Below are 12,608 nucleotides of genomic sequence, written 5' to 3'. Positions count from 1 at the left end.
TCGATTGACTGCGTGGGTCTTGGTCGGCCAGCGATATCGCCGGTGTCCCCTGCATGTGACGATGCGCCTCGGCAAACTTGCCGCCAGTCGCCTGGGCTTCGTTCAGTTCGTTGCCGCGGCTTTCTTCTTCTTGCCGCCCGGCTTCTTGCCGGTATCCATCGGCGCGGTTTCATCGTAGCCGGCATAGGCCTGATAGTCCTGCGCCGTCGGCTCGGGCACGACGACATTGGAATCGGTGAAGACGAACTGCGTGGCGGCCGACGGATCAGTGACCTGAACCTGATACTGGTGGAGCTGCGAATAGAGGACCTCGGTGCCATGCATCACGGCCGTGCGGATAGGCATGGTGATGGTGCCTGGAGAAAACTTCGGTCCGGGGACAATCTTGCCTGCGACCGCGATCTTCATCGTCAGCTGGCCGTTGGCACGGCTGCAGTCGCGTGTCACGTCGCTGACCGATGCCTGGTAGATGATGTTGGCCGATTCGTCGGGCGGAGTTGCAGCCGCGGCGTCAGCCTCGGCCTGGGCCGCGGCATCCTGCGCGGCGTCGCCGGTCTTCTTGATCCTGGGCTTGGGCTTCTGAGCCTCCTTGGAATAGGTGTTGAAGAAAGCCGTGCCGTCCCGCACCGTCACCCTGGGACAATAGGCCTGCAACTGGCTGGCCAGTATCTTGGGATCCTGCGGCGGCGGTGGCGCCGTTGGATCCTTCTTGCCTATGCCGAGGTTCAGGATGCCATTGTCGCCCGATTGGCAGCCGGCGGCGGCAAGCATAAAGCCGGTGAGCGCAAGACCCGCCAAAAAGCGACCACTGAATGTACGAAACGCCATGAAACTGCACTTCCCTCTCGCAAAGCTGGTGACGTATATCAACCGCGCGGCAAAAATGCGACTGAGCCAGCGCAGAAATTAACCACCTTGCGGTGGACGGAAAAAGCCAGGCAGTAACGGAATTGTGACATGCAATATGTGAGTACCCGCGGGGAAGCCCCCGTTCTTGGATTTTCCGACGCCGTGCTGGCTGGGCTGGCGCGCGACGGCGGGCTCTACGTGCCGCGCGAGTGGCCACAGTTTTCCGCCGCCGAGATTCGCGCCATGCGCGGCCTTGCCTATCCCGACCTCGCCATCCGCGTGCTGTCACCGTTCCTTGGCGACGAGATTCCGGCCTCCGTTTTCGAGCGGCTGGTGCGCGAAGCCTATGCCACCTTCCGCCACGAGGCCATCTGCCCGCTGGTGCAGACCGGCCCCAACACCTTCATCCTGGAACTCTTCCACGGGCCGACGCTCGCCTTCAAGGATGTAGCGATGCAGCTTCTGGCCCGGCTGATGGACCATGTGCTTACCGAACGCGACCAGCACGCCACCATCGTCGGCGCCACCTCGGGCGATACCGGCGGGGCGGCCATCGATGCCTTTGCCGGTCGCAGCCGGACCGACATCTTCATCCTTTTCCCGCATGGCCGCGTCTCGCCGGTGCAGCAGCGGCAAATGACGACGTCGACGGCTGCAAATGTCCATGCGCTGGCGATCGAAGGCAATTTCGACGATTGCCAAGGCCTGCTCAAGGACATGTTCAACGATCACGGCTTTCGCGACCGGGTGGCGCTTTCGGGCGTCAATTCGATCAACTGGGCCCGCATCATGGCCCAGATCGTCTATTATTTCTCCTCGGCGCTTTCGCTCGGCGCGCCGGACCGGCCGGTTTCCTTCACCGTGCCGACCGGCAATTTCGGCGATATCTTCGCCGGCTACGCCGCCAAGAAGATGGGCTTGCCGATCGATCGGCTGGTCATCGCCACCAATGACAACGACATCCTGGCACGGACCTTTTCGACCGGCGAATACCGCACCAAGGGCGTCTTTGCGACCACGTCGCCCTCGATGGATATCCAGGTGTCGTCGAATTTCGAACGCCTGCTGTTCGAGGCCTCCGGTCGTGACGCGGCGACCGTGCGGCGCTACATGGACGGTCTGAAGCAGTCCGGCGCTTTCACCATCGAAACCCGGCAAATCGCCGGCATGCGGTCCGAATTCGACGCCGGCCGCGCTGATATGGACGAGGTCGCCGCGACCATCCGCTCGACGCTCGCGGCCAGCAACTATCTGCTCGATCCGCATACCGCGGCCGCCGTGCATGTCGCTGCAGGCAAGGCGTCAGGCGCCGTGCCGATGGTGGTGCTGGGTACCGCGCACCCGGCAAAATTCCCGGCGGCCGTCGAAGCCGCCAGCGGCGTGTCGCCCGCACTGCCCGTATGGCTAGGGGGATTGATGACATCGGAGGAAAAATACACGGTACTTCCATCCGACCTGAAAATGGTGGAAGATTACGTCGGCCGCCGCGCGCGGGCGGCGCGTTAGGGAGTAATAGCCATATGGGTGTTGAGGTAAGCCGTCTGTCGAACGGCCTGACAGTCGCCACCGAAACCCTTCAAAGCATCGAATCGGTTGCCCTTGGTGCCTGGGTCAAGTCGGGTGCCCGCAATGAACGTGACGACGAGCATGGCATGGCCCATCTGCTCGAGCACATGGCGTTTAAGGGCACGAGAAGGCGGAGCGCCTTCGAAATTGCCTCGGAGATCGAGGACGTCGGCGGCGAGATCAACGCCGCCACCAGCGTCGAGACCACCTCCTACTATGCCAGGGTGCTCTCCGACGATGTGCCGCTGGCCGTCGACATTCTTGCCGACATCCTGCAGGAGTCCGAATTCGACCCGCAGGAACTCGAACGCGAACAGCATGTGATCCTGCAGGAGATCGGCGCCGCGCACGACACGCCCGACGACATCGTTTTCGACCGTTTCACCGAGACGGCGTTTCGCCACCAGACCATCGGCCGCTCGATCCTGGGCACCCCGGAAACCGTCAAATCCTTCACCTCGAAGCAGTTGCACGATTTCATCGAACGGCAGTATGGCGCCGAGCGCATGGTGATCGTCGCCGCCGGCGACATCAAGCACGACAATTTCGTGCGCGAGGTCGAAAAGCAGCTCGGCGGCTTCCGCAGCAAGGCCGACAGCACCATACCGCAATACGCACAATATGTCGGCGGCGACTTCCGTGAGGACCGCGACCTGATGGACGCGCAGATCGTGCTGGGGTTCGAGGGTCGTGCCTATCATGTGCGCGACTTCTATGCCTCGCAGGTGCTGTCGATGATCCTCGGCGGCGGCATGTCGTCGCGCCTGTTCCAGGAGGTCCGCGAGAAGCGCGGCCTGTGTTATTCGGTCTATGCCTTCCATTGGGGCTTTTCCGACACCGGCGTCTTCGGCGTCCATGCCGCGACCGGCCAAAGCGACATCGCCGAACTGGTGCCTGTCATCATCGACGAGTTGCAGAAGGCCGGCGAGAAGATCCTGCAGGAAGAACTCGACCGCGCGCGCGCCCAATATCGCGCCGGGCTGATCATGTCCGCCGAAAGCCCGGCCAGCCGGGCTTCGCAGATCGCACGGCAACTGCTTCTGTTCGGCCGGCCGATCGCCAAGGAGGAACTGATGGAACGGCTGTCGGCGCTGACGATCGAGCGGCTGACCGATCTGTCGTCGCGTTTGTTCTCGACCAAGCCGACGCTCACCGCTGTCGGGCCTGTGGGTACGCTGGCGCCCTACGAGGCGATCCTCGAATCGCTCGCGGGCACGCAGACCACGGCCCGCAAGCTCGCCGTCTAAGCCCCTCAAAGCGCCATGTTCGCGCTCCCTTTCTTTCGCCGTGACCTGCCGGCACTGAAAGGCGACCGCGTCACGCTGCGCGTGCCGTTCACCAATGACTATCGCGAGTGGGCGGCGGTGCGCGGGGAAAGCCGCGCCTTCCTCGAACCATGGGAGCCGCGCTGGACTCCCGATGAACTCGACCGCACAGCGTGGCGGCTGCGCATCAGCCGCTACCGCGAGGATTATGCGCAAGGAACCGCGATCGCCTTCTTCATCTTCGAGAGGAGCAGCGGTAAGCTTGCTGGCGGCATCACGCTCGGCAACATACGCCATGGCGTCTCGCAGAGCGGCCATGTCGGCTACTGGATCGGCGAGCGTTTCGGCGGCCGCGGCCTGATGACCGACGCGGTCAAGGTGGTGGCCCGCTTCGCCTTCGATACGCTGAGGTTGCACCGGATCGAAGCGGCCTGTATTCCCGACAATATCCGGTCGATCCGCGTGCTTGAAAAAGCCGGATTCCGGCGCGAAGGACTTCTGCGATCGTATCTCAGGATCAACGGCATCTGGCAGGACCACTACCTCTACGCCCGGATCGCGGACGATCCGCCGGGCGTTGGAACAAAGGACTGATTTTTGACGAAATTCCTGCGCAACGGGCCGCTGTTCGCCATTGTCCTCGCGACACTCCTGACGCTGTGGGCGGCATCGTCGGCCTTCGCCGTCGAGCCGATCAAGATTGCCCGAGACGACGTCGCGCTCGACCTTTCCGGCGCCGTCGAGATCTACCGCAACCAGGGCGAGAATTTCCAGGTGTCGACCGCGCCGGGTCCGGACGGCATCGTGCGGCGCATCGAGGTCGAGGCCAATGATGCCCGTTCGACCGGCGACTGGGCTGTTTTCGCGCTCGCCAACACCACCGACCAGCAGCTCGACCGGCTGATCGTCGCACCGCATTTCCGCCTGGTGAATTCCGGCATCTTCTGGCCGGACCTCGGCTCGACCCGCATCGCGGCCATCACGCCCAGCGAGGGCTTCGCGCTCGACCGCCAGACCAGCCCCGATGCCGACGTTTTCCGGGTGACGCTGAACCCCGGCACGGTGATCACCTTCATCGCAGAACTGGCCTCGCCGAAGCTGCCGCAGGTCTACCTCTGGGACCCCGAATCCTACAAGGACTCGGTCAATTCCTACACGCTGTTTCGCGGCATCGTCATCGGCATCGCCGGCCTGCTGGCGCTTTTCCTGACCATCCTTTTCGTGGTCAAGGGAACCTCGATGTTCCCGGCGACCGCGGCGCTTGCCTGGGCGGTGCTGGCCTATATCTGCGTCGATTTCGGCTTCCTCAACAAGATCATCGAGATCTCGCCCGGCAACGAGCAGATGTGGCGAGCAGGAACGGAGGTGGCGCTGGCGGGAACCTTCGTGGTGTTCCTGTTCGCCTATCTCAACCTCAACCGATGGCACGGCCATTTCAGCTATGGCGCGCTGGTCTGGATCCTGGGACTGGTGCTGATCGCCGGCGTCGCCATCGTCGATCCGGCGGTCGCTGCCGGCATTGCACGGCTGTCCTTCGCCGCCACCGCACTGACCGGGCTCGGCCTGATCATCTTCCTCGGCATACGCGGCTACGACCGTGCCATCATGCTGGTGCCCAGTTGGGTCATGGTGCTGTTGTGGCTATGCGGATCGTGGATGGCGATCACCGGCATGCTCGACAACGACATCGCCCAGCCGGCCCTGGGCGGCGGCCTGATCCTGATCATCCTTCTGATCGGCTTCACCGTTATGCAGCATGCTTTTGCCGGCGGCGCGCTGCATCAAGGCCTGTTCTCCGACCTCGAGCGGCAGGCGCTGGCGGTGGCCGGATCGGGCGACACGGTGTGGGACTGGGACGTGCTGCGCGACCGCGTCGTCACCAAGCCCGACGTCAGCATCCAGCTCGGACTGGCGCCGAACAGCCTTGGCGGTGCGGCGCGCAACTGGCTGCCGGTGCTGCATGCCGACGATCGCGACACCTTCCGCACGACGCTCGACGTGGTGCTCGAACACCGGCGCGGCCGGGTATCGCAGAATTTTCGCCTGCGCGGCGCCGACGGCCACTATCACTGGTTTTCGCTGCGCGCGCGCCCTGTCATCGGATCCGACGGCGAGGTCATCCGCTGCGTCGGTACCATGGTCGACGTGACCGAGCAGAAAAAGTCCGAGGAAAGGCTGCTGCACGATGCCGTTCACGACAATCTGACCGGTCTGCCGAACCGCGAATTGTTGATGAATCGGCTGGAAGCGATCATCTCGATCGCGCGCACCGAAGAGAAGGTGCGGCCGACCGTCTTCGTCATCGACATCGACCGTTTCAAGCAGGTCAATGACGGGCTCGGCATCTCGGCCGGCGACACCATCCTCTTGACCATCGCGCGTCGCCTGCACCGGCTGCTCAAGCCGAAGGATTCGCTGTCGCGCTTTGCCGGCGATCAGTTCGCGCTGATGCTCTTGTCCGAACAGGACCCGGCCCGCATCGCCGCCGTGGCGGATGCCATCAAGCATGCCATCAACAATCCGATCACCTTTGCCAAGCGCGAGATCGTGCTGACCGCGTCGATCGGACTGATCACCTGGAATTCGCCGCAAATGTCGGCCGAGGACATGGTCAAGGACGCCGAGCTTGCCATGCACCAGGCCAAGCGCTTCGGCGGCGACAGGATCGAGCCGTTCCGTCCGGCTTTCCGCACTGTCGGCACCGACAGGCTGCAGTTCGAATCCGACCTGCGCCGCGCCATCGAGCGGCGCGAATTCACGCTTGCCTACCAGCCGATCGTGCGGCTCGAGGATGGCAGCGTCGCCGGCTTCGAAGCGCTGCTGCGCTGGGACCATCCGCGCCGCGGCATGATCCCGCCGGCGGATTTCATCCCGGTCGCCGAAAGCTGCGGGCTGATCGTGCAGCTCGGCCTGTTTGCCATGCAGCAGGCGGCGGAAGACCTCGCCAGCTGGCAAAAGCAGATCGGCGACGCGCCGCTGTCGGTCTCGGTCAATTTGTCCAGCCGCCAGTTGATCCGCCGCGACCTGGTTAGCGACGTCCGCTCGGTCATCGCTCGGGCCAATCTGAAGCCACGCTGCTTCCGGCTGGAGCTCACCGAATCGCTTGTCATGGACAATCCCGAGCAGACCGCCCATGTGCTGACCAAGCTGAAGCAGCTCGGCATCGGCCTGTCGCTGGATGATTTCGGCACCGGCTATTCCTCACTGGCCTATCTGACCCGTTTTCCCTTCGACACCATCAAGATCGACAAGAGTTTCGTCGACGACAACACGCCCAAGCGCGCGGTGCTGCTGAAATCGATGGTCAACATGGCGCATGAACTCGGCCTGTCCGTCGTCGCCGAGGGCATTTCGGACGAAAGCGATGCGCTGGAGCTGCGCCAGATGGGCTGTGAATATGTGCAGAGCTTCATGTTCGGTGCGCCAATGCCGGGCGACCAGGTGCTGAAGACGCTGAAGGAACAGTATCCGCTGACGCAAGCGTGAGAGGTTCAGACTAGGCGTGTCCGGCCGCCAAGCTGAGATGGGCAATGTCGATGCCGATCGAGGCGAGGATCCGGTCGTATTTGCGCTCGATATCGGTGTCGAACAGAAGCTCGGCATTGGCCGGACATGTCAGCCAGCCATTTTCGGCGATCTCGGTCTCCAGCTGGCCGGCGCCCCAGCCGGAATAGCCGAGCGCCATCAGCGCATGACGAGGCCCGCGGCCGGACGATATGGCGCGCAATATGTCGACGGTCGCGGTCAGGCAGATGTCGTCGGAAACGGTCAGCGACGATTCCACCCGATAGTCTCCAGAATGCAGGACGAAGCCCCGGCTGCGGTCCACGGGGCCGCCATTGCGCACGACGAAATCACGGGCCTGCGCCGGCAGGCGGATCGCCTCCTGCTCGTTCATGATGCCCAGTTGCACGAGCAGGTCCGGAAACAGCATCTGCTGCGTCTGGTTGATGATCAGGCCCATGGCGCCTTCATCGGAGTGTGCGCAGACATAGATGACCGAGCGCGTGAAACGGTCGTCCTTCATGCCAGGCATGGCAATCAGGAACTGATCGTCGAGAAAGCCGCGACTGGCGACCGTCTTCTTGTGGCGCAACAAGTCCATGAAGGGAGCGTAACGCGTTTCCAAAGCGCCGAAAAGATGCGCCGTGCTGGATTCGACCAAAGCCTGTGGCGTCGGCTCGAACATTCTCCTCCCTCCAAGTCACGCAAATATGATACCGGCAAGGCCATGAAATCATTGCGTAGCCACGAACGGACGCTCAAATCACCGCCATGCGAAGCTTGAAAATCCTGCTGCTCGGCGCCGCCATCGGATCGGCAACCGCTCTTCCCGCTGCCGCCTCTTCGTCGGCGTGGTACAGCAGCGAAGGCGGCAAGGTCCGGCTGGTGACATCAGGCAAAGCCGATGATGCCGGCCGCATACAGGGCGTTCTCGACATAGCGCTCAAGCCCGGCTGGAAGACCTACTGGCGCGATCCGGGCGACGCGGGCGTGCCCCCGCAACTCGACATTTCAGCCAGCACCAACATCGCCGACGCCGCTCTGGCATTTCCTGCCCCCCAACGCCATGACGACGGCTATGGCAAATGGGCAGGCTACAACTATCCGGTTTCTCTGCCGGTGACATTCACGCTGGCGACGCCGAACCAGCCGGCAGTGATCGATGCCGACATCTTTCTCGGCATCTGCGAAACGATCTGCATTCCGGTGCAGACGCGGCTGACGGTCGACCCCGCCTCCGATCCGGACAATGCCGAGGACGCCGCGCTGGTGAAGGCGAGTTTTACGGCACTGCCTGCGCCCGCGAGGTCCGATTTCGGCATCAATGTGCTGCCGGGCGACCACGAGACGCTGATTGTCGAGGCGAGCTTTCCCGGCGATCCGGCGGCGGCGGATTTCTTCGTTGCCGGCGAGCGGGACTACATGTTCGGCACCCCGGCCCGCAGCGAAAAGGACGGCAAGCTGATTTTCACCGTGCCGATCCTCGATCGCCCGTCGACGACACCGACGGACGGCGGGCTTCACTACACGCTGACGAGTTCGGCGGGCGCGGTCGAAGGGGTTCTGCCTTTCCCTTGATCCAGCCTGTCCGAACGGTTGCAGGAAGCCGTTGAGTTCGCTACGCAAAGACACGTCCTTCCCGATTTTCCCAAGCGAGGAATCCATGACCATTTCCGTTGGCGACAAGCTGCCTGACGTGATCTTCAAGACGATGACCGACGACGGCGCCAAGCCGATCACCGGGACCGAGATCTTCTCTGGCAAGAAGGTCGTTCTGTTTGGGGTTCCCGGTGCCTTCACGCCGACCTGCAGCAACAACCATTTGCCCGGCTATCTCGAGAACCATGACGCCATCCTGGCGCGCGGCGTCGACACCATCGCCGTCGTTTCGGTCAATGACGTCCATGTCATGGGCGCCTGGGCGCGCTTCACCGGCGGCGAGGGCAAGATCCTGTTCCTCGCCGACGGCAGTGGCGATTTCGCCAAGGCGGTGGGCCTCGACAATGACCTTTCCGCCGGCGGCATGGGGCTGCGTTCGAAGCGGTTTTCGATGATCGTCGACGACGGCAAGGTCACCGCGCTCAATGTCGAGACCAAGCCTGGTGTCGACGAGTCCGGCGCGGCTCATATTCTGGGACAGCTCTGAACTTCAGCGCGGCGTCGGGCGGGGACCGCAACCGCGATGGCGCTTGTCGTTCATGGCTTGCTTTGGGGGGATCCTGGCGATGTTTGACATCTTCTGGCGCGCTATCGCGATCGGCATCGGCGCCACCGTGGTGATGGATATCTGGGCCATCTTCCTGCACAAGGCGTTCGGCCAACAACGGCCGAACTGGGGGCCGGTCGGTCGCTGGGTCTGGCATCTCCGTGACAAGGTCTTCCACGACGATATCGGCGATGCCGCACCGTACGCGCATGAAAAGGCGCTGGGTTGGGCCTTTCACTATTTTGTCGGCATCGTCTACGGCATCATCCTGGTGGTGCTGGCCGGAGCGGGCTGGCTTGCCGCGCCGACATTCCTGCCGGCCTTCATCCTCGGCATCGTCACCGTCGGCGCCGGCTGGTTCCTGCTGGCACCCGGCATGGGCGCCGGTTGGGCCGCCTCGAAGCGCCCCAACCCGATGCTGATCCGTGCGCTGAACCTGGTGTCGCATACGGTGTTCGCACTCGGGCTTTGGGGCACGGCGCTGCTGATCCGATAAGGGTCTACAACTGCGCTGGCCAGCCGATCGGCAGCCAGCACCAGACAACGCGATGCGCGCCGATATCGTAGCAGTTGCCGCCGCCCGCCGGCTGATCCGCTTCTTCGGACCTGAGAGCCGCGCCGCTCCGGAAATTCAATAGCTCTGGGTGGAGCGCCGCACTTTCGCGATTGCCGGTTGTTTGGCCGGCGCAGCAGGCTTTGGCGCTGCTGCAGGCCTGAACGGGCCTTTCTTGAACGGCGCCATGCCTTCGCGCGCGAGTTCGTCGGCGCGCTCGTTCTCGACATGGCCGTCATGGCCCTTGACCCAGTTCCAGGTGACCTTGTGGCGCTTGTTGGCCTCGTCGAGCGCCTGCCAGAGTTCACCGTTCTTCACAGGCTTCCTGTCGGCGGTCTTCCAGCCGTTCTTCTTCCAGCCGTGGATCCACTTGGAAATACCGTCCATGACATATTTGCTGTCGGTGTGAAGGTCGACAACGCAAGGTTCCTTCAGCGCATTCAGCGCCGAAATAGCGGCCAACAACTCCATGCGGTTATTGGTCGTCTCGGCCTCACCGCCGGAAAGCTCCTTGGTGGTGCCGTTAAAGCGCAGGATCGCGCCCCAGCCGCCGGGGCCGGGATTGCCCGAGCAGGCGCCGTCGGTGAAGATCTCAACCTGTTTGCTCATGATACCCCATATCAGGCCAATCCATATTCCGAAGGAGATTTGATCGCCCGGTGGAACCGCATCCTCCTGATGTATTCGGTCGGATCGCGTTTCATCACCAGCCCGCCATCGGGAACGGTCAGCCAGTCGTACAGCCGGGTCAGCATGAAGCGCAACGCCGAACCGCGCGCCAGCATCGGCAGCGCAGCCTTTTCCTGGCCGCTCAGGGGCCGGAGGCTCTGGTAGCCGGCGAGCAGCGCCTTGCCCTTGGTGAGGTTGAAGGAAAAATCCTTCTCGAAACACCAGGCGTTGAGACAGGTGGCGACATCGTAGGCGTAGAGGTCGTCGCAGGCGAAATAGAAATCGATCAGGCCGGAGAGCCTTTCGCCAAGGAAGAAAACGTTGTCGGGGAAAAGGTCGGCGTGGATAATGCCTTTGGGAAGGTCTTTCGGCCAGTTCCGCTCGAAACCGGCGAAGTCGGCATCGACCTCGGCCGCAAGCCCCGGCTCGACCTCGTCGGCGCGGTCGCGGGCTGCGTCCCAGAGCTTGCGCCAGCCGTCGATGGCCAGTGCATTCGGACGCGTCATCGAAAAATCGGCGCCGGCCAGATGCAACTGCGCCAACGCCTTGCCGACCTCAGCACAATGCGTCGCCGTTGGTCGCCGCAACGAAAGCCCTTCCAGGAAGGTGATGATGACCGCCGGCCGGCCGGCGAGCGTGCCGATGACGCTGCCGTCATGCGCGGTCACCGGCAGCGGGCAGGACACGCCCTTGTTGGCGAGATGGCCCATCAGCCCGAGGAAAAACGGCAGATCCGCCTTCTCGACGCGCTTCTCATAGAGCGTCAGGATGTAGGAGCCGCTCGAGGTGTGCAGCAGAAAGTTGGAGTTCTCGGTGCCTTCGGCGATGCCCTTGTAGGACAGGAGATCGCCGACCGGATAGTGCTTCAGGAATGCGCCGAGTTCGCCTTCCGCAACGTCGGTATAGACCGCCATGTGCCTTACGCGGCTCCATTGACGAAGGCCATGTCGGCCCGCGTCAGTTCGACATCGCGCAATACCCGCATGACCGGAAAATCCTCCGTTTCCGTGGCCGTGATGGCCAGGTCGATCGTGACATCGAAGCGTTGCCGGAACGCGTCGATGATCTCGTCGACGATGATCTCGGGCGCCGAGGCGCCGGCCGACAGGCCGAGCGTCGAAATGTTGCCGATGTCATTCCACGGAATCTCGGCGGCGCGCTGCACGAGAAGCGACATGGTGGCGCCTGCACGCTCCGCCACTTCGACAAGTCGTCGCGAATTGGAGGAATTCGGCGCGCCGACGATCAGATAGAGATCGGCGCCCGGCGCGGTGTCCTTGACGGCTTCCTGGCGGTTGGTGGTGGCATAGCAGATCGATTCCGCCGCCGGCGCCTGCAGGGCCGGAAAACGGTCTTGCAACGCGCGGATGATGCCGGCTGTATCCTCGACCGACAGCGTGGTCTGGGTAACAAAACCGAGCGCCTGCGGATCGGCGGGCGCAAGCTTGGCGGCGTCGGCTTCGGTCTCAATCAGCGTCACCGCTCCGTCCGGCAGCTGGCCCATGGTGCCGATCACCTCGGGATGCCCGGCATGGCCGATCAGGAGCACATGGCGACCAAGCCGCTGATGGCGCATCGCCTGCTTGTGGACCTTTGACACCAGCGGGCAGGTAGCATCGAGATAGAAGAGATTGCGCGCCTTCGCATCCGCAGGCACCGATTTCGGCACGCCATGCGCCGAGAACACGACGGGCGACTGCCGATGTTCGTCCGGGATCTCGGAGAGTTCCTCGATGAAGACGGCGCCAAGGCTTTGCAGCCCCTCGACGACGTAGCGGTTGTGCACGATCTCATGACGGACATAGACCGGCGCGCCATATTTCTTCAGCGCCAGCACGACGATCTGGATGGCACGGTCGACACCGGCGCAAAAACCGCGCGGCTGGCAGAGCCGGATCGTCAGAGGTGGTTTGGTGGTTGTCTGAAGCATTAAATCCGGGCCGGTTGATCAAAGCCGAAATGAGGTGCGCACCCCTGCCCTGTCAAGGGCATCGGT

12 protein-coding genes are annotated in these 12,608 nt (G+C 63.2%); 7 read left to right on the top strand and 5 right to left on the bottom strand.

Annotated features, from left to right (window positions below):
* Positions 1–102 precede the first annotated feature (102 nt).
* Complete coding sequence (locus tag LB558_RS05505) at positions 103–828, bottom strand: hypothetical protein (protein WP_224696575.1); 726 nt, start codon at positions 826–828, stop codon at positions 103–105.
* A gap of 129 nt (positions 829–957) precedes the next feature.
* Between LB558_RS05505 and thrC the strand changes: the two genes are divergently transcribed.
* Genes thrC through LB558_RS05485 form a run of 4 tightly spaced genes read left to right on the top strand, consistent with a single transcriptional unit; the run spans position 958 to position 7,166 of the window.
* Positions 958–2,355, top strand: a complete 1,398-nt coding sequence (gene thrC, locus LB558_RS05500) for a threonine synthase (RefSeq protein WP_224696574.1) — start codon at positions 958–960, stop codon at positions 2,353–2,355.
* A 14-nt stretch (positions 2,356–2,369) separates the two neighbouring features.
* Positions 2,370–3,662: a M16 family metallopeptidase gene (locus LB558_RS05495; RefSeq protein ID WP_224696573.1), complete on the top strand. Its 1,293-nt coding sequence runs from the start codon at positions 2,370–2,372 to the stop codon at positions 3,660–3,662.
* 15 nt (positions 3,663–3,677) lie between these two features.
* On the top strand, positions 3,678–4,274 hold the full coding sequence (locus LB558_RS05490) for a GNAT family N-acetyltransferase (RefSeq protein ID WP_109662289.1): 597 nt from the start codon (positions 3,678–3,680) through the stop codon (positions 4,272–4,274).
* A gap of 3 nt (positions 4,275–4,277) precedes the next feature.
* Positions 4,278–7,166, top strand: coding sequence for an EAL domain-containing protein (locus LB558_RS05485; RefSeq protein ID WP_127257114.1), 2,889 nt, complete (start codon positions 4,278–4,280; stop codon positions 7,164–7,166).
* Between the two features lie 10 nt (positions 7,167–7,176).
* On the opposite strand, the gene LB558_RS05480 is transcribed toward LB558_RS05485, so the two are convergent.
* On the bottom strand, positions 7,177–7,785 hold the full coding sequence (locus LB558_RS05480; protein ID WP_224696752.1) for a YqgE/AlgH family protein: 609 nt from the start codon (positions 7,783–7,785) through the stop codon (positions 7,177–7,179).
* 170 nt (positions 7,786–7,955) lie between these two features.
* On the opposite strand from LB558_RS05480, the gene LB558_RS05475 reads away from it, so the two are divergent.
* The 3 genes from LB558_RS05475 (at position 7,956) to LB558_RS05465 (ending at position 9,886) form a co-directional block, all read left to right on the top strand.
* A complete protein-coding gene (locus tag LB558_RS05475; RefSeq protein WP_224696572.1) occupies positions 7,956–8,762 on the top strand; it encodes a protein-disulfide reductase DsbD domain-containing protein in 807 nt (268 codons plus the stop codon).
* Between the two features lie 85 nt (positions 8,763–8,847).
* Entirely contained in the window at positions 8,848–9,330 is a 483-nt protein-coding gene (locus tag LB558_RS05470; protein ID WP_224696571.1) for a peroxiredoxin, read from the top strand.
* Between the two features lie 79 nt (positions 9,331–9,409).
* The gene (locus LB558_RS05465) at positions 9,410–9,886 is read left to right on the top strand and encodes a DUF2938 domain-containing protein (protein ID WP_224696570.1); all 477 of its coding nucleotides are present in this window, start codon (positions 9,410–9,412) and stop codon (positions 9,884–9,886) included.
* Between the two features lie 135 nt (positions 9,887–10,021).
* On the opposite strand, the gene rnhA is transcribed toward LB558_RS05465, so the two are convergent.
* The 3 genes from rnhA to ispH are packed head-to-tail and all read right to left on the bottom strand — an operon-like array spanning position 10,022 to position 12,542.
* Positions 10,022–10,552, bottom strand: a complete 531-nt coding sequence (gene rnhA / locus LB558_RS05460; RefSeq protein WP_224696569.1) for a ribonuclease HI — start codon at positions 10,550–10,552, stop codon at positions 10,022–10,024.
* Between the two features lie 11 nt (positions 10,553–10,563).
* Complete coding sequence (locus LB558_RS05455) at positions 10,564–11,526, bottom strand: homoserine kinase (protein WP_224696568.1); 963 nt, start codon at positions 11,524–11,526, stop codon at positions 10,564–10,566.
* A gap of 5 nt (positions 11,527–11,531) precedes the next feature.
* Positions 11,532–12,542, bottom strand: coding sequence for a 4-hydroxy-3-methylbut-2-enyl diphosphate reductase (gene ispH / locus LB558_RS05450; RefSeq protein WP_224696567.1), 1,011 nt, complete (start codon positions 12,540–12,542; stop codon positions 11,532–11,534).
* Positions 12,543–12,608 lie beyond the last annotated feature (66 nt).

Source organism: Mesorhizobium sp. CO1-1-8 (assembly GCF_020164875.1).
GTDB lineage: Bacteria > Pseudomonadota > Alphaproteobacteria > Rhizobiales > Rhizobiaceae > Mesorhizobium.
Note: the sequence above shows the minus strand (reverse complement) of the source record. Positions and strands in the feature narration are given on the sequence as shown.

Bases quoted from the DNA above. Each gene is read 5' to 3' on its own strand.
- LB558_RS05505 (WP_224696575.1), bottom strand. From the start codon at position 828: ATGGCGTTTCGTACATTCAGTGGTCGCTTTTTGGCGGGTCTTGCGCTC.
- thrC (WP_224696574.1), top strand. From the start codon at position 958: ATGCAATATGTGAGTACCCGCGGGGAAGCCCCCGTTCTTGGATTTTCC.
- LB558_RS05495 (WP_224696573.1), top strand. From the start codon at position 2,370: ATGGGTGTTGAGGTAAGCCGTCTGTCGAACGGCCTGACAGTCGCCACC.
- LB558_RS05490 (WP_109662289.1), top strand. From the start codon at position 3,678: ATGTTCGCGCTCCCTTTCTTTCGCCGTGACCTGCCGGCACTGAAAGGC.
- LB558_RS05480 (WP_224696752.1), bottom strand. From the start codon at position 7,785: ATGGACTTGTTGCGCCACAAGAAGACGGTCGCCAGTCGCGGCTTTCTC.
- LB558_RS05475 (WP_224696572.1), top strand. From the start codon at position 7,956: ATGCGAAGCTTGAAAATCCTGCTGCTCGGCGCCGCCATCGGATCGGCA.
- LB558_RS05470 (WP_224696571.1), top strand. From the start codon at position 8,848: ATGACCATTTCCGTTGGCGACAAGCTGCCTGACGTGATCTTCAAGACG.
- LB558_RS05465 (WP_224696570.1), top strand. From the start codon at position 9,410: ATGTTTGACATCTTCTGGCGCGCTATCGCGATCGGCATCGGCGCCACC.
- rnhA (WP_224696569.1), bottom strand. From the start codon at position 10,552: ATGAGCAAACAGGTTGAGATCTTCACCGACGGCGCCTGCTCGGGCAAT.
- LB558_RS05455 (WP_224696568.1), bottom strand. From the start codon at position 11,526: ATGGCGGTCTATACCGACGTTGCGGAAGGCGAACTCGGCGCATTCCTG.
- ispH (WP_224696567.1), bottom strand. From the start codon at position 12,542: ATGCTTCAGACAACCACCAAACCACCTCTGACGATCCGGCTCTGCCAG.